The organism is Alkalibacter saccharofermentans DSM 14828 (assembly GCF_900128885.1).
In the GTDB taxonomy this organism is placed as follows: Bacteria; Bacillota; Clostridia; order Eubacteriales; family Alkalibacteraceae; genus Alkalibacter; species Alkalibacter saccharofermentans.
The window spans coordinates 24403-39819 of the sequence record NZ_FQTU01000002.1 but is presented as its reverse complement, the minus strand read 5'-3'; the positions used below and the strand labels follow the sequence as shown (position 1 = coordinate 39819).

General features: G+C 38.7%; 17 protein-coding genes. All 17 read left to right on the top strand.

Annotated elements, in window-relative coordinates; translation table 11 throughout:
* Positions 1–3: 3 nt before the first annotated feature.
* The 17 genes from mnmG (at position 4) to rsmI (ending at position 15381) form a co-directional block, all read left to right on the top strand.
* Positions 4–1902 (top strand): tRNA uridine-5-carboxymethylaminomethyl(34) synthesis enzyme MnmG, encoded by a 1899-nt coding sequence (gene mnmG, locus BUB93_RS01950; protein WP_084116834.1) that lies wholly within the window; start codon positions 4–6, stop codon positions 1900–1902.
* A complete protein-coding gene (gene rsmG, locus BUB93_RS01945; protein ID WP_073269395.1) occupies positions 1892–2602 on the top strand; it encodes a 16S rRNA (guanine(527)-N(7))-methyltransferase RsmG in 711 nt (236 codons plus the stop codon). The genes mnmG and rsmG overlap by 11 nt, the downstream gene beginning before the upstream one ends.
* Positions 2603–2616: 14 nt before the next feature.
* Positions 2617–3426, top strand: coding sequence for a nucleoid occlusion protein (gene noc / locus BUB93_RS01940; protein ID WP_073269394.1), 810 nt, complete (start codon positions 2617–2619; stop codon positions 3424–3426).
* A gap of 143 nt (positions 3427–3569) precedes the next feature.
* Positions 3570–4343 carry a ParA family protein gene (locus BUB93_RS01935; protein WP_073269393.1) on the top strand — a complete coding sequence of 258 codons (774 nt, stop codon included), beginning with the start codon at positions 3570–3572 and terminating at the stop codon, positions 4341–4343.
* Positions 4340–5191 (top strand): ParB/RepB/Spo0J family partition protein, encoded by an 852-nt coding sequence (locus tag BUB93_RS01930; RefSeq protein ID WP_073269392.1) that lies wholly within the window; start codon positions 4340–4342, stop codon positions 5189–5191. Before BUB93_RS01935 ends, BUB93_RS01930 begins: the two co-directional genes overlap by 4 nt.
* Before the next feature lie 31 nt (positions 5192–5222).
* Positions 5223–5741, top strand: coding sequence for a hypothetical protein (locus tag BUB93_RS01925; protein ID WP_073269391.1), 519 nt, complete (start codon positions 5223–5225; stop codon positions 5739–5741).
* Between the two features lie 20 nt (positions 5742–5761).
* Positions 5762–6403 (top strand): CvpA family protein, encoded by a 642-nt coding sequence (locus tag BUB93_RS01920; RefSeq protein WP_073269390.1) that lies wholly within the window; start codon positions 5762–5764, stop codon positions 6401–6403.
* A gap of 28 nt (positions 6404–6431) precedes the next feature.
* Entirely contained in the window at positions 6432–6617 is a 186-nt protein-coding gene (locus BUB93_RS01915; protein WP_073269389.1) for a DUF951 domain-containing protein, read from the top strand.
* 105 nt (positions 6618–6722) lie between these two features.
* A complete protein-coding gene (rpsF, locus tag BUB93_RS01910) occupies positions 6723–7010 on the top strand; it encodes a 30S ribosomal protein S6 (protein WP_073269388.1) in 288 nt (95 codons plus the stop codon).
* A 15-nt stretch (positions 7011–7025) separates the two neighbouring features.
* The gene (locus tag BUB93_RS01905; protein ID WP_073269387.1) at positions 7026–7469 is read left to right on the top strand and encodes a single-stranded DNA-binding protein; all 444 of its coding nucleotides are present in this window, start codon (positions 7026–7028) and stop codon (positions 7467–7469) included.
* A 16-nt stretch (positions 7470–7485) separates the two neighbouring features.
* Positions 7486–7713, top strand: coding sequence for a 30S ribosomal protein S18 (gene rpsR, locus BUB93_RS01900; RefSeq protein WP_073269386.1), 228 nt, complete (start codon positions 7486–7488; stop codon positions 7711–7713).
* Positions 7714–7961: 248 nt separating this feature from the next.
* Positions 7962–9887, top strand: a complete 1926-nt coding sequence (locus BUB93_RS01895) for a DHH family phosphoesterase (RefSeq protein ID WP_084116832.1) — start codon at positions 7962–7964, stop codon at positions 9885–9887.
* Positions 9884–10330: a 50S ribosomal protein L9 gene (gene rplI, locus BUB93_RS01890; RefSeq protein WP_073269384.1), complete on the top strand. Its 447-nt coding sequence runs from the start codon at positions 9884–9886 to the stop codon at positions 10328–10330. Before BUB93_RS01895 ends, rplI begins: the two co-directional genes overlap by 4 nt.
* Before the next feature lie 30 nt (positions 10331–10360).
* Entirely contained in the window at positions 10361–11686 is a 1326-nt protein-coding gene (gene dnaB, locus BUB93_RS01885) for a replicative DNA helicase (RefSeq protein ID WP_073269581.1), read from the top strand.
* Between the two features lie 164 nt (positions 11687–11850).
* Positions 11851–13239, top strand: coding sequence for an NAD(P)/FAD-dependent oxidoreductase (locus tag BUB93_RS01880; protein WP_073269383.1), 1389 nt, complete (start codon positions 11851–11853; stop codon positions 13237–13239).
* 14 nt (positions 13240–13253) lie between these two features.
* Entirely contained in the window at positions 13254–14543 is a 1290-nt protein-coding gene (locus BUB93_RS01875; RefSeq protein WP_073269382.1) for an adenylosuccinate synthase, read from the top strand.
* Positions 14527–15381, top strand: a complete 855-nt coding sequence (gene rsmI, locus BUB93_RS01870) for a 16S rRNA (cytidine(1402)-2'-O)-methyltransferase (protein WP_242945276.1) — start codon at positions 14527–14529, stop codon at positions 15379–15381. Before BUB93_RS01875 ends, rsmI begins: the two co-directional genes overlap by 17 nt.
* Positions 15382–15417: the final 36 nt, after the last annotated feature.

Below are 15417 nucleotides of genomic sequence, written 5' to 3'. Positions count from 1 at the left end.
GAGTTGAGTTATAAAGCAGGAATCTACGATATAATAGTAATTGGGGGAGGACATGCTGGATGTGAAAGCGCCCTAGCGGCGGCCAGGTTGGGACATAAGACATTGCTTATTACAATGAATCTCGACTCTATAGCATTGATGCCTTGCAATCCATCCATAGGTGGTACAGGTAAGGGTCATTTGGTTAGAGAGCTTGATGCATTGGGTGGCCAGATGGGCAAGAATATTGACAAGACGATGATACAGTGCAAGATGCTCAACACTGCGAAAGGACCAGCGGTGCACTCTTTGAGAGCACAGGCAGATAAATTGAAATACCAGCAGGAGATGAAAAAAACTCTGGAGCAACAAGATAACCTATATATAAAGCAGCATGAAGCAGTTGGTTTGGGTGTCGATAATGGTATAGTAAAAAACGTAGTAACTAAAACAGGGGCTGTCTTCGAGGCAAGATGCATAATAATGGCTACGGGAACTTATTTGAAATCTAGAATTATAATTGGAGATGTAAGCTATGATGGAGGACCAAATGGCCTCTTCGGGGCAAATGATCTCTCAGGCAGTTTGATGAATAATGGAATTAAGCTTTTGAGGTTTAAGACAGGAACACCTGCAAGAGTTGATAGAAAAAGCGTCGATTTTCATAAGATGACAATTCAAGAAGGCGATGATAGAATTCTCCCTTTTTCTTTTGAAACAGACAGCATAGAAATCAATCAGGTACCCTGTTACTTGACTTATACGAATGAAAAAACTCATGAGGTCATCAGAGATAATCTTCATCTATCCCCTCTTTATAGTGGAAACATAACCGGTGTAGGACCAAGATACTGTCCTTCCATAGAAGACAAAGTAGTAAGGTTTTCGGATAAGCCAAAGCATCAGATTTTCATTGAACCGGAAGGAAGGGATACAGAGGAGCTATATGTTCAAGGTATGTCTTCAAGCCTGCCAGAAGATGTTCAACTTAAAATGTTGCGCACGGTAGAAGGAATGGAAAATGTAGAAATAATGAGATCAGCATATGCCATAGAGTATGACAATATAGATCCATTACAGCTGTGGCCATCTCTTGAGCATAAGGAAATTGAGGGATTGTTTTTCGCAGGACAGGTAAATGGAACAAGCGGGTATGAAGAAGCTGCCGCTCAAGGTTTAATAGCAGGGATAAACGCTTCATTGAAAATTAGAGATAAAGAGCCTCTAATTTTGGACAGATCACAAGCATACATTGGAGTATTGATTGACGACATAGTGACGAAGGGAACTTTAGAGCCATATAGGATGATGACATCCAGAGCAGAGTACAGGTTGATACTCAGGCAGGATAATGCAGATCTACGCTTGACGGAATTAGGAAGAGAAGTAGGGCTCATTGATGACATGCGATTTGCAAGATATAGGAATAAGAAAAAAATGATATCTGAAGAAATTGAAAGGCTTAAAAATATAACATTGAAGCCTTCGAGTGAATTAGAGGCGTTTTTAAAGGGGAAAAACAGTTCTTTTTCAAATCAGGGCATTTCCCTTTATGAATTGATAAAAAGGCCCGAAATAAGCTATTTAGAGCTTAGTAATCTAGATTCAAACAGACCTGAAATACCAGAAAATGTATATGAGCAGGTGGAAATACAGATAAAATACGAAGGCTACATAAAAAAACAGTTAAACCAAGTTGAGCAATTTAAAAAGCTGGAGAAGAAAAAAATACCTGAAAACATAAAATATGAAAGCATAAGTGGTTTGCGTTTGGAAGCTAGGCAAAAGCTTGGAAAAATTAGACCGGTGTCAATAGGTCATGCATCGAGAATTTCAGGAGTATCTCCTGCAGACATTTCAGTTTTGTTGGTGTATATGGAAAACTACAATAGAAAGGAAACTGCAAAAAATAATGGAATCTAGACAGTTGCTCTATACAGGGCTAAAGGAAAAGGGCTTTAATCTAACAGATGAACAAATCTATTCACTGATGGAATACATGAATCTTGTTTTGGAAGAAAACAAAAAATTTAATCTCACAGCAATAGAAGAAGAAAACGAGTTTATTAATAAGCACTTCATAGATTCTATATTGATGTATGATAACAGTCAGGAAGAGATGTTAGTGGCAGATATGGGAACCGGGGGTGGTTTTCCCGGGATTCCATTGAAAATAGTTCATCCAAATTGGAAAATGACTTTTATAGACTCAACAGAAAAGAAGCTGAAATTTATTGAAGCGGCTTGCAAAAAACTAGGTATAGAGAACGTCGAATTTGTTCATAGCAGGGCAGAAGATGTAGGTAGAGCTGATGAACACAGAGAAAAATACGACTTAGTTTTTTCAAGAGCGGTTGCATCTATGAATGTTCTCAGTGAATATTGTTTGCCGCTTACAAGGCTGGGTGGAAAATTTATAGCCTCAAAAGGTCCTAAATATCAGGAAGAGTTGGAAGATGCAAAAAAAGCTATAGAAGTATTAGGAGGCAAGGTAGATAACATCACTGAAATTATGATGCCTTATGAAGATATCGTAAGATACCTGGTCATATGTAAAAAAATCAAAAAGACACCTTTAAAGTATCCTAGAAGGCAGGGTGTTCCCAGCAAAAAACCATTATAAACTGGAGGAATTCGATGAGTGACGGTATGAAGATTCAGTATGTTGACATAGATTGCATTAGACCTAATCCATATCAACCGAGGACACGCTTTTCAAACGCTTCTTTAGAAGAGCTTGCGATATCAATAAAGAGTTACGGAGTATTGCAACCTATATCTGTGAGGAAATTCAGTGAAAAAAACTATGAATTAATTGCGGGAGAGAGACGCCTTCGAGCGTCAAAACTGGCAGGCCTAAAAGAAATTCCGGTTATTGTAAGCGATATCGTAGACGTAGATTCTGCTACGATAGCATTAATCGAGAACATCCAAAGAGAGGACCTCGACTTCATAGAAGAAGCGGAAAGCTACCAGCAACTTATAAGTTTACATGGGATGACTCAGGAACAGATTGCAAAAAAAGTGGGGAAAAATCAGTCTACTATAGCCAATAAACTGCGATTATTAAGGTTGAATCCATCTGTGAGAGAGATCATATTCAATAATGAACTTTCTGAACGACATGCAAGAGCGCTTTTGAAAATCCCAGATGAAGAGCTTCAGCTGATGGCTTTGAAGAAAATCATCTCATCTGATTTAAACGTAAAGAAAACCGAGGAACTTATTGAAAAAATAAGAGACGAGATATTAATTAACAATTTTGATGAACCTATCACACATGAAAAGAAAGCTAGAGTAAAGAGCTTTATAAATATGAGGATATATACCAATACCATTAAGAAAGCTTATGAAGATATTTTGAAGACTGGAATAGATGCTTCATACGTAGAAAACGATCAGGACGAATACTTAGAGGTTAAAATTAAAATAAAGAAAAACAGATAATAAGGCTCTCACTGAAACAGGTTTTAGAAACAACCTGTAATCAGTGAGAGTTTTTTTAAATGTTTCACGTGAAACATTTAAAACTTCATTGATATTATAGAGATAAGTGTTAAAATAGTAATATGAATTAGTGGAGGATAATAATGACTAAGATAATATCGGTTTTCAATCAAAAAGGCGGAGTGGGCAAGACAACCACCAACATCAACCTAAGTACTTATATGGCGCAACTTGGGAAGAAAGTCCTGGTGGTGGATGCGGACCCCCAAGGCAATACCACCAGTGGTTTCGGCATAGATAAAGAATCTTTGGAGTTTAGCCTTTATGACGGGATGGTAAACGGGTCTGATTTAAATGAAGTTTGCATAAAAACAAGGTTTAAAAACCTTGATTTAGTGCCTTCTAAACCTGAATTAGCCGGTGCAGAAATAGAAATGACAGCTATGAAAAACAGAGAGCTTTTAATGAGCGTTTTTTTGAAAAATGCTGATGGAATATACGATTATGTAATGATTGATTGTCCTCCTTCTTTAGGTCTTATTTCGTTAAATGCGCTTGCAGCTTCTAATTCCGTATTAGTTCCAATACAATGTGAATATTATGCTTTGGAAGGTGTAAGCCAGCTTATGAACACCATAAACCTCGTCAAAAGGGGTCTTAACAACAAACTATCGATTGAAGGAATTATAATGACTATGTTTGACGGAAGAACAAACCTTTCACTCCAGGTAGTTGATGAGGTAAGCGGTTATTTCGGAGATAAGGTTTATAAGACTGTTATCCCTCGAAATGTACGACTTGCTGAGGCGCCAAGCCATGGATTGGCTATACTTGAGTATGATGAAAAATCCAAAGGAGCACAGGCGTACTTCGAATTTGCAAAAGAGTTCATAAAGAGGAAGGGGGATAGGATATGAAAAGCAAGAAAGGTTTGGGAAAAGGCCTGCAAGCGTTGATTCCGGAAGAGAGCGAACAAGGAAGGCAAGGCCTTGAAAGTATGGATATAGACAGGATATGCCCTAACAAGAACCAACCCAGAACAAAGTTTGACCAGGAAAAGCTTGAAGAACTTTCAAACTCCATTAGGGAACACGGGGTTATACAGCCTATTATAGTAACTGCTTATAATGACGGCTACAAGATAGTTGCGGGAGAAAGAAGATGGAGAGCAGCAAAAATGGCTGGGATCAAAGAGGTTCCGGTAGTAATTAGAGAACTTACAGATAAAGGCGTTATGGAGCTGGCTCTTATTGAGAATCTTCAAAGAGAAGACTTAAATGAAATTGAAGCAGCTCTTGCATATAAAGATTTAATGAATAAATTTGATCTAACGCAACAGGATATATCCTTGAGAATAGGGAAAAGCAGAACTTCGATAGCCAATACCTTGAGACTTTTAAACCTGCCAAAGGAAATTCGAGATTTGATAGTAGATGATATAATCACTCCAGGTCATGGCAGATGCATCCTTTCAGTTGAAGGAATATACAGGGAGAGACTTTTGGAGAAGATATTAAAAGAAAAGCTGAGCGTAAGAGAAGCTGAAAAATTTGTTCAAAAGTTAAAAAACGAAAAAAATAACGAAAATACAGAAAAGACCTTAGATACCAAGACGCAGATGTTCTTAAGAGATCTGCAGGAAAAACTGCAAAACAATTTAGGCACAAAAGTCAAAATAAGCGGCAAGAACGATAAAGGGAAAATAGAAATAGAGTACTACAGCAACGATGACTTGGAGCGTCTGACGGAAAGACTTTCCAACTGATGTTTCACGTGAAACAATAGGAGGATAATGAATGAAGGAAAAAACAAGCATTTTTTTAAAGTGGGGAGTTATAGGCAACGGAATGCATGTAACAGTAGCGGCCCTTAACACGTTTATAGAGAAAGAAAATCTGCCGATGATGATGGCAATGACTTTTCTGGCAATGGGAGTATGGTTTGCTGCAGGGTTCATGCTTGGGAAAAGCAGGATTAAAAACAGAGAGACTGATTTTTTAATATTTGGAATAATATGCATTTTGCCTGCACTTATATATGTAATAGGGGCACAGGGTATGCAGTCAATGTCTGAAAGTCTTACGACGGTACAGAATTACAATTTATTTTACTTTGTGGGTGCGCCGATTTTGTTTTGGAACTCCCCTTTTTATCCAATCATGAATTTGTTTCCTGATAGCAACATATATATTCAAATAAATATTAACCTTATATTTGTTGTCTTTGTGGTTTTCATGGGAGCTTATCTTGGAAAAGCATACAAAATAAGTAGAATTAAAAAGAAAAGAAATAAAATAAAATATGCAGATATGTGAATTGACGAGGGGGGTTAGGGATGTCTTGGATAGACATTTTGATTATAGGAGTTTTTGTATTATATGTTATTGCGGATTTTAAAAGAGGACTCGTTAATGCGTTGGCTTCCATACTTTCTTTTGTGATTTCGTTGATAATAGCATCCAGTTTATATAAAAGCGTATATGAGCTAGTCACCGAGAATACAGATATTTACAGTAATTTATATAATTTTATCGCAGAGAACTTTAGAGTAGGGAATTCTTCAGAAGCAAAGGGATTAGAACAGCTGGATTTGAACAAGCTGCCTGTGGGAGCCAGAGATTTCATACAAAATGCTGCTGCTGAAAGCGGAAATATGAACATAGCTTTTGATTTTGCAGCAACCCTTGCAGATATGATATTGTATCTCTTGTGCTTTATAGGCGTGTTTCTTATTGTAAGGCTTATAATTTTTGTAATAGCGGGATTCTTCGATTTTATAGCAAAGCTTCCGGTTTTAAACATCATGAATAAAACAGGCGGAGCGTTTATGGGGATTATCGAAGGCGCAATAGTAAATATCATAATCATCAACTCCATATATTCATTGGCGATACTGTTCAATCATAGCAATATTATAAACGCCCTTAACAATTCTTATATTGCCCAGTACTTTTATATAGGATATTTGTTTTTTTGATTGAGATGAATAGGGAGGAGTTTTGTAAATGGACATCAACCTAGGAGATGTCGTGGAGACAAAAAAAAATCATCCTTGCGGAAGCAATAAGTGGACGGTGGTCAGGATAGGGATGGACATTAAAATAAAATGTTCGGGTTGTGGCAGGATCGTGATGCTCGACAGGGAGAAATTTCAAAAACGAGTGAAAAAAATAATCGGCAATATCAAATAATTTTTGAAATATAGTTGTACTAAAATGTGGTTGTGTTATAATAGAAACACTGCGTGCATCCTTGCTCTCTTTTAGAGAGCCATAAGTCCAAAGGGAGGTGAAAAAATGAACAGTTATGAAACAGTGATTATTTACAATCCTGAACTTTCTACTGAGCAAATTTCAGAAAATATCGAAAAAATCAAAGGTATGATTTCGGCAAAAGGTGAAGTTGAAACAGTTGAAGAGTGGGGAAAAAGAAAACTAGCGTACAAAATCAAGAACAAGTTCACTGAAGGTTACTATGTTTTAATCAACTTTAAAGGTAACAATGAGCTTTTAGCTGATTTAGATCACGGATTTAAAATATCTGAAAACTTTGTACGTCACATGATAATAAAAAAAGATGCTTAATCGGAGTGATAAACAATGAACAAGATCGTACTCATAGGTCGTCTGACAAGAGACATTGAATTGAGATACACCCAAAAGGGCACAGCAGTAGCTACCTTCAGCCTCGCTGTCAACAGAAGGTTTAAACAAGAAGGTCAGCCGGATGCAGATTTCATAAACTGTGTCGCATGGGGAAACCAAGGTGAAAATGCAGCCAAGTATGTTGGTAAAGGTAGCCAGGTCGGTGTATACGGAAGAATTCAAACCCGTAACTATGAAGCAAACGACGGTAGCAAAAGGTACGTAACTGAAGTTGTTTGCGAAGAGATTGAATTCTTAAGTTCAGGATCAGGGCAGGGAAGACAAGGCGGAAGCTATTCTCCAGCCAGACAGGATCAAAATAGACAAGACCAGGATTATGGAGTTCCAATGGATGATTTCCAGCCGTTGGAAGACGAAGATGACGATCTTCCATTTTAAGTAAGGAGGGAAAAACATGGCTAAACCTTTCAGAAGAAGCAGAAAAAAAGTTTGCAACTTTTGCGAAAGCAAATCTGGAGCTATAGATTACAAGGATCTTAAGACATTGAGCAAATACGTGTCAGAAAGAGGAAAGATCCTTCCAAGAAGGGTAACCGGAAATTGTGCTAAACACCAAAGAGAATTAACGGTTGCTATCAAAAGGGCAAGAAGCATCGCTTTGTTGCCGTATACAGCTGAATAAAGAACTGTAGGATCCCTTAACGGGGATCTTTTTATTTGCCAACCATACGAAAACTGATCAAATGAAATAGTGATTTGGAAATGTTGGATCAGATAAGCCGTTTTTATGCCTATCATCCGTGTACATGAATAGTGTATGTGGTATAATATTTATGCCATGTCATTAAGGGAGGGATTAATCTGGACAACAAAAAGTTTACAAACTTTTTTATTCCCAATACAAATATATACTTATGGATAATAGCTATTTTGGTAGCAGTAATATATGCTTTCAACCTAGCAATAGCAATAACGGGAACCTTGATATTGATTTATCTAATATATTACAAAATTAAAGCCGCCACCAAAAGCGAAGAGCGTTGGAAAGAGCTGGTGGAGAATCTGGCATTGGATATCGATACAGCTACCCAGAACATTCTGTTGGAGTTGCCTTTTCCCCTTGTGATTCTCAAAGAAGATGATACTGTATTGTGGTACAACAGTGATTTTAGAAATATCTTGGGTGATAGAAGAAATTTATTGAATAAGAGCCTTAAACAGGTCTTTGAAGACTTAGACATTGAAAAATTCTATCAGCGTGAAGATAAGTTCATCACCTATTACTATGAAGGCAATCACTACAGGGTATATACTAATAGCGTAAAGAATATTAATAGTGAAAAAATCAGGATGCTATACTGGATTGATTATACGGAATACGAGGAACTAATGGATAGATACCTGCTGGAAAGGCCCGTGATAGCCTTTATACAGGTAGATAATTACGATGAAGTGCTTAAAAGCAGCAAAGACAGCTACAAGCCTTTGATTACTGCAATCATAGACAGGAAGATCAATGCTTGGGCCAAAGATATGAATGCATACGTAAATAAATACGATCCGGATCAATACCTCATGATGTTTGAATATGAGTACTTATCAGTTATGGAAGAAAAAAGATTTAATATCTTGGATATAATGAGAGAAACACAATCGGGAAACAAGATTCCAATAACCCTCAGCATAGGTGTGGGGATATCGGATCAGAAGCTTTCTTTTCCTCAATTACAGGAGCTTTCAAAGTCTGCGTTGGACATAGCTCTTGCTAGAGGAGGAGACCAAGCGGTACTTAGAAAAGACGGAAAGCTATCGTATTTTGGAGGGAAAACTCAGGCGGTTGAAAAGCGTACAAAAGTCAAGGCAAGGATCAAAGCTCATGGGATAAAAGAGCTGATGGAAAATTCTGAGAATGTACTTGTGATGGGACACGAGAACCCAGATATCGATTCATTGGGAGCTGCGCTCGGGATTTTTAGATGTGCACGGTTTTTAGGGAAAGAAGCTTCGATAGTATTGGATAAAAGCAATCCGTCTATAGATGTTCTTTATAAGGAATTGATGGAAAATGGGTACGAAACCGCATTGTCTTCTTCTGAAAGTGCAAGGAAAGCTGCCAATGAAGATACCGTTTTGGTAATAGTCGATGTTCACAAGAGAAACCTGGTTCAGGATCCTGATCTGATAGATAAAGTCGGCAAAATAATTGTCATAGACCATCATATAAGGGCAGCTGAATTTATCGAAGAGTCAGTATTGACCTATTTAGAGCCGTATGCTTCCTCGACATGCGAGCTAGTTAGCGAAATAATCGAATACATTGACGATGGCGTGGAGCTGACCGAAATTGAAGCGACTGCGCTCTTAGCGGGGATTTATATGGATACAAAAAACTTTGCTATTAAAACCGGGGTGAGAACTTTCGAGGCTGCATCTTTTTTAAGAAAAAACGGAGCTGATACCCTTAAAGCAAAAAAGCTTCTCAAAGACGACAGGGAGGTGCTGATTGCAAAATCCCAAGCTTTGAAAGAGGCGCAGTTCATCAAGGGAAATATAGCAATTGCAATAGTTAACGATCAATCTGATAAGGCCAATTTGATCACGGCTCAAACAGCAGATGAGTTAATGAACATACAGGGAGTGGAGGCGTCCTTCGTTATAGCCTTGGGAGACAATACAGCTATAATTAGCGGCAGATCCTATGGTGGATTAAATGTTCAACGGATACTTGAAACCCTTGGAGGCGGAGGGCATATGACGGTCGCTGGAGCACAGCTAACAGACACAGATATAGAAACCGCCCGAGAGATGTTGAAAAATGCAATAGACGAATACTTAAAGGAAGGTGAAGATAAATGAAGGTAATATTGCTTGAAGATGTAAAAGGAATGGGTAAAAAGGGAGATGTAGTAAATGCAAAGGATGGATACTTCAGAAACTTTTTAGCTCCTAAGAACCTTGCAGTAGAAGCTACAAAAGATAATTTAAAGAAAAATGATGAAGATAAACAGAAGCAGCAGGCAGCTATACAAAAAGAAATAGAAGAGGCAAAAGAACTTGCAAAAAAATTATCTGATTCAAACTTAGAAATTGCCGAAAAAGCTTCAGACGAGGGAAGATTATTTGGGTCGATTACCAGTAAGGACTTGGCCGAAGCCATTAAGAAAGACTTAGGATTTGACATAGATAAAAGAAAGATCCAATTAAGCGAGCCTATAAGAAATATAGGCAGATTCACAGTTACTATAAAGACTCATGCTGGTATTACCGGAGATTTGACTGTAACGGTTAAAGGGAAATAATTTTAGAGGTGAACAAACTTGTCAGAAAATATGATAAAAGTTCCGCCGAATAATATCGATGCGGAACAATCGGTTTTAGGAGCCATGCTTGTCAGCAAGGATGCAATATCCACAGCGACGGAGTTGATAACTGACAGTGATATGTTTTATAATGCGCAGCACAAGGCCATATTCGACGGAATAGTTGAGCTTTTCAAGGAAGACTTGCCTGTTGATTTAATAACATTGACCAACAAGCTGAAGGATACAAATGTTTTGGAAAAAGTAGGCGGAAGAGGTTATCTTGCGGAGCTTATAGATAATGTCCCGGTATCCACAAACGTGCGGACATATTGTGACATTGTCAAGGAAAAAGCCTTGCTGAGATCTCTTATAAGCTCGTCTATGGAAGTTATAAACGAATGCTATACAAACGGAGACGATGCGGATGAAGTACTTGAAATGGCTGAAAAGAATATTTTTGAGCTGTCTCAAAGACAGAAGACCGGCGATTTTGTCCATATAAAAGAAGCTCTTGTAGGAACGCTAGAGAGCATCGAAGATATTCAAAAAAACAACAATACCATAACCGGAGTGCCTACCGGATTTACAGATTTGGATCATATGACAGCAGGAATGCAAAAGGCGGATTTGGTGCTTATCGCAGCCAGACCATCTATGGGAAAAACTGCATTAGCACTGAACGTAGCTCAACATGCGGCGGTAAAGGCAAAGAAGTCTGTTGCCATATTCAGTCTGGAAATGAGCAAAGAGCTGTTAACTCAGAGGATGCTTTGTAGCGAGGCACATATCAATAGCCAGAATCTAAGGACGGGAAATCTTACGGATAAAGATTGGCAAAAGCTGGCCTACGCTACCTCTGTTTTATCAAGCAGTAAAATTTATATAGACGATACACCTGGAGTAACTGTAATGGAAATGAGATCAAAAACTAGAAGGTTAAAGCTTGAGCATGGTTTGGATATGATTCTCATAGACTACCTTCAGCTAATGGAGGGTTCGAAAAGAAGCGAGAACCGTCAGCAGGAGATATCTGCAATATCTAGATCTTTAAAGGCTTTGGCTAGAGAGATGCAGTGCCCAGTAATTGCCCTGTCACAGTTGAGCAGGGCTCCAGATGCCAGAACAGATCATCGACCTATTCTTTCGGATCTTAGGGAATCGGGTGCAATCGAGCAGGATGCAGATGTGGTAATGATGCTTTTCAGGAACCATTACTACTCAAAAGATCCCGAGGATAAAAATATTGCAGAACTTAACATTGCAAAGCAAAGGAATGGCTCTACAGGGGTAATAAAGCTTTCCTGGCATGAAGAATATACACAGTTCGGCAATTTGGTAGAATATAGGGAGTGACACTAGAGTTTACGAACAATTATATATAAGTAAGAAATAAAGTTCGTTTTTGTATTGATATCACATGTATAATTTGATAATATCTATAATGGATTCTTAGTTTCCAAAAAGCTGATGGAATCCGCCGGATAAAGTGCCGGTATATATTTAAGGAAGTGGAAAACTTGAAAAAATACGATGCTATCATTGTTGGTGCAGGTCCGGCGGGCATTTTTTGTGCAATGGAGCTGATAAAGCAAAATCAGGAGATAGATATTCTCATGCTTGAAAAAGGCAATTCCATTGAGAAGAGAATATGCCCTAAGAGAAGGACAAATAAATGCGTAGGCTGCAAGCCTTGCAACATAACTACCGGTTTTGCCGGTGCTGGGGCCTATTCAGATGGCAAACTGTCTCTTTCTCCAGAGGTTGGAGGAGAACTGCCGGAATACATAGGATATGAGACGACAGAAGAGCTAATCAAATATGTGGATGAAGTATATCTGGGATTTGGCGCAGACAGCAAAATTTACGGAATAGACGACATGGACAAAATATCGGTTATCAGAAGAAAAGCTATCCAAAGCAACCTTAAACTGATAGAATGCCCCATCAGGCATGTAGGAACAGAGGTGGGATATGACATCTACACTAAGCTTCAAGCCTATCTTTTGGAAAAAGGGGTGGAGATTAAGTTTAGAAACCCTGTAAAAGAGATTATTATTGAAGAAGGCAAGGCTATGGGAGTAAAGGCTGATTCCGAGTACTACGGTGACAATATTATCATTGGCGTAGGGAGGGACGGCTCTGAATGGTTTGATGAGATATGCAGGACAGTAAATATAGAAACAGAAGTGGGAAAGGTAGATATCGGCGTTAGGATAGAGTGCAGAAATGAGATTATGAAGGAAATAAATGATGTTATGTATGAGGGAAAGCTCGTATATTATACGGAGACTTTTGACGATAAAGTTAGAACTTTCTGCTCAAATCCAGGGGGAGTAGTTGCCACAGAAATATACGATGATAATCTTGCGGTTGTCAATGGACATAGTTATAAGGCAGATACTTTAAAGACCAATAATACAAATTTTGCGCTTCTTGTTTCAAAAGGATTTACAGAACCTTTTAAATCGCCGATTGCATACGGCAAATATATTGCAGGTTTAGGAAACATGCTCTCTGGAAATAAAATCATAGTACAAAGATACGGCGATTTCAGACGAGGGAGAAGAACAACCGAAACCAGGCTGGTCAGAAACAATATACAGCCAACACTAAAAGATGCAGTGCCTGGGGATTTGTGTTTGGTACTTCCCTATAGAATAATGAAAGACATAGAGGAAATGATAATAGCTCTTGATAATGTGACACCGGGACTCGCCAGTGATGAAACATTATTATACGGAGTGGAAGTTAAGTTTTATTCCAATAAGATAAAAGTGGATGAAAACTTTGAAACAAATATAAAAAGCCTTTATGTTATGGGAGACGGTGCAGGAATAACTAGAGGTTTGATGCAAGCATCTGTAAATGGCGTGTATACTGCCAGAAAAATATCCAATCGGGTTTGAAAGGAGAATATTAAATGAGCAGCTTAGTAGTGATAGGTGCCCAATGGGGCGATGAAGGCAAGGGAAAGATAACGGATTACTTGGCCCAACAGGCGCAAGTGGTGGTAAGATATCAAGGAGGAAACAACGCGGGTCATACAGTAGAAGTAGGAGACAAGCAGTATAAGCTTCACCTGATTCCTTCCGGAATCATAAACGAGGGTAAACCGTGCATAATAGGAAATGGAGTCGTTATAGATCCAAAGGCGTTGCTTGATGAAATAGATTATCTTGAAAATGACGGTGTTTCTACTGATTCTTTAACGATAAGCGACAGGGCGCACATTATCATGCCATATCATAAGATACTGGACGAATTATCTGAAGAGAGTCTTGGAGACAGGAAAATTGGAACGACAAAAAAAGGCATTGGGCCAGCATACATGGATAAGACAAGTCGTGCAGGAATTAGGATTTGCGATCTTTTAGATGAAGGAATTTTTGCAAATAAGCTTAAAATAGCACTGGAAGAAAAGAACAAAGTGCTGACGCTAATTTATGGTCACAAACCACTTGTGTTCGATGAAATATTTTCTACATATATGGAATATGGGAAGAGAATCAAAAAATACATTTCTGATACTTCGGTGGAAGTCTATGACTGGGTTAAATCAGATAAAAAAGTTTTGTTTGAAGGAGCACAAGGAACTTTACTTGATCTTGATTTTGGCACGTATCCATATGTAACATCTTCACATCCTGGCTCCGGAGGGGTTTGCATAGGTTCAGGAGTAGGACCTACGGCAATCAACGAAGTTCTAGGTGTCGTAAAGGCTTATACTACTAGAGTCGGAGAGGGGCCTTTCCCTACAGAGCTTTTCGATAGGACTGGCGAATACATAAGAGAAGCAGGCAGAGAATTTGGAACGACTACGGGAAGGGCAAGAAGATGTGGCTGGTTTGACGGCATTATTTTAAAGTTTGCTGTGAGAGTTAATGGCCTTACATCTTTGGCAATAACAAAGCTGGATACGTTGACAGGGATAGAAAAATTAAACCTTTGCGTCGGCTATGAAAAAGACGGAAAGTTGATAAGTGATTTTCCTGCATCACTGGAAGATCTCGGGAAATGCAAACCCATTTATGAAGTGATGGACGGTTGGGATGAGGATATAACAATGTGTAAGAGCTATTCTGCGCTCCCTGAAAACACTAGAAAATACGTGGAGAAAATTGAAGAAATCAGTGGCATACCCGCAAAGATAATTTCCGTAGGACCAAATAGATCAGAAACAATGATAAGGGACGATGTATTCACAAGCTGATAAGATGAAAAGTGCTTACGGGATATGTTACTTAGTCGCAACGCCTATTGGAAACCTTGAGGATATGTCATTTAGGGCTGTCCGTATTCTGGCGGAAGCAGACTTGATAGCAGCGGAGGATACGAGACATACAAAGAAGCTGCTTAATCATTATGACATAGGCGCGAGACTTATTAGCTATCATCAACACAATGAAATCGATAGGAGCAACCAACTTGTGGAGATGCTCAAAGAGGGTCAGACTATAGCTATTGTTTCGGATGCGGGGACGCCGGGGATTTCAGATCCGGGAGCTATTATGGCTCGCAGATGTCATGAAGAAGGCATAAACATAACGGTGATTCCGGGGGCATGTGCTGCGATAGGGGCTTTGGTAGTTTCCGGAATGAGTACCGACAAGTTTTCCTTTTGTGGTTTTCTGCCTTCAAATAAAAAAAGCAGGAAAAAGGCGCTAGAGGAAATAGGAAAGTTAAAACTTACTGTTATTTTATATGAAGCTCCACACAGACTTATTAAAACTCTAAAAGAACTTGAAGATAGCCTTGGGGACAGAGAAATAACCTTGGTCAAGGAACTTACCAAGTTACATGAGACTATTTGGAAAGGGAGTATTTCCCGGGCAATAATTCACTATGAAGAAAACCTGCCAAAAGGGGAATTCGTTTTGCTGATAGAAGGATCCAGCCAAGAAGAAAAAGGATTTTGGGATACCATGACGTTGGAAGAACATATGGAGCATTACCTTGAAGAAGGCATTTCAAAAAAAGAGGCGGTCAAGCTTATTGCAAAAGACAGAGGAATTCCCAAAAGAGAAGTTTATGATCGTTTTATGACGTGAAGATATTCAAGTAAAAAAGCATCCTGAGGTTCAGGA

Bases quoted from the DNA above. Each gene is read 5' to 3' on its own strand.
- rpsR (WP_073269386.1), top strand. From the start codon at position 7,486: ATGGCTAAACCTTTCAGAAGAAGCAGAAAAAAAGTTTGCAACTTTTGC.
- rpsF (WP_073269388.1), top strand. From the start codon at position 6,723: ATGAACAGTTATGAAACAGTGATTATTTACAATCCTGAACTTTCTACT.
- BUB93_RS01930 (WP_073269392.1), top strand. From the start codon at position 4,340: ATGAAAAGCAAGAAAGGTTTGGGAAAAGGCCTGCAAGCGTTGATTCCG.
- BUB93_RS01925 (WP_073269391.1), top strand. From the start codon at position 5,223: ATGAAGGAAAAAACAAGCATTTTTTTAAAGTGGGGAGTTATAGGCAAC.
- noc (WP_073269394.1), top strand. From the start codon at position 2,617: ATGAGTGACGGTATGAAGATTCAGTATGTTGACATAGATTGCATTAGA.
- BUB93_RS01905 (WP_073269387.1), top strand. From the start codon at position 7,026: ATGAACAAGATCGTACTCATAGGTCGTCTGACAAGAGACATTGAATTG.
- BUB93_RS01915 (WP_073269389.1), top strand. From the start codon at position 6,432: ATGGACATCAACCTAGGAGATGTCGTGGAGACAAAAAAAAATCATCCT.
- rsmI (WP_242945276.1), top strand. From the start codon at position 14,527: ATGTATTCACAAGCTGATAAGATGAAAAGTGCTTACGGGATATGTTAC.
- dnaB (WP_073269581.1), top strand. From the start codon at position 10,361: ATGATAAAAGTTCCGCCGAATAATATCGATGCGGAACAATCGGTTTTA.
- BUB93_RS01875 (WP_073269382.1), top strand. From the start codon at position 13,254: ATGAGCAGCTTAGTAGTGATAGGTGCCCAATGGGGCGATGAAGGCAAG.
- rsmG (WP_073269395.1), top strand. From the start codon at position 1,892: ATGGAATCTAGACAGTTGCTCTATACAGGGCTAAAGGAAAAGGGCTTT.
- rplI (WP_073269384.1), top strand. From the start codon at position 9,884: ATGAAGGTAATATTGCTTGAAGATGTAAAAGGAATGGGTAAAAAGGGA.
- BUB93_RS01935 (WP_073269393.1), top strand. From the start codon at position 3,570: ATGACTAAGATAATATCGGTTTTCAATCAAAAAGGCGGAGTGGGCAAG.
- BUB93_RS01920 (WP_073269390.1), top strand. From the start codon at position 5,762: ATGTCTTGGATAGACATTTTGATTATAGGAGTTTTTGTATTATATGTT.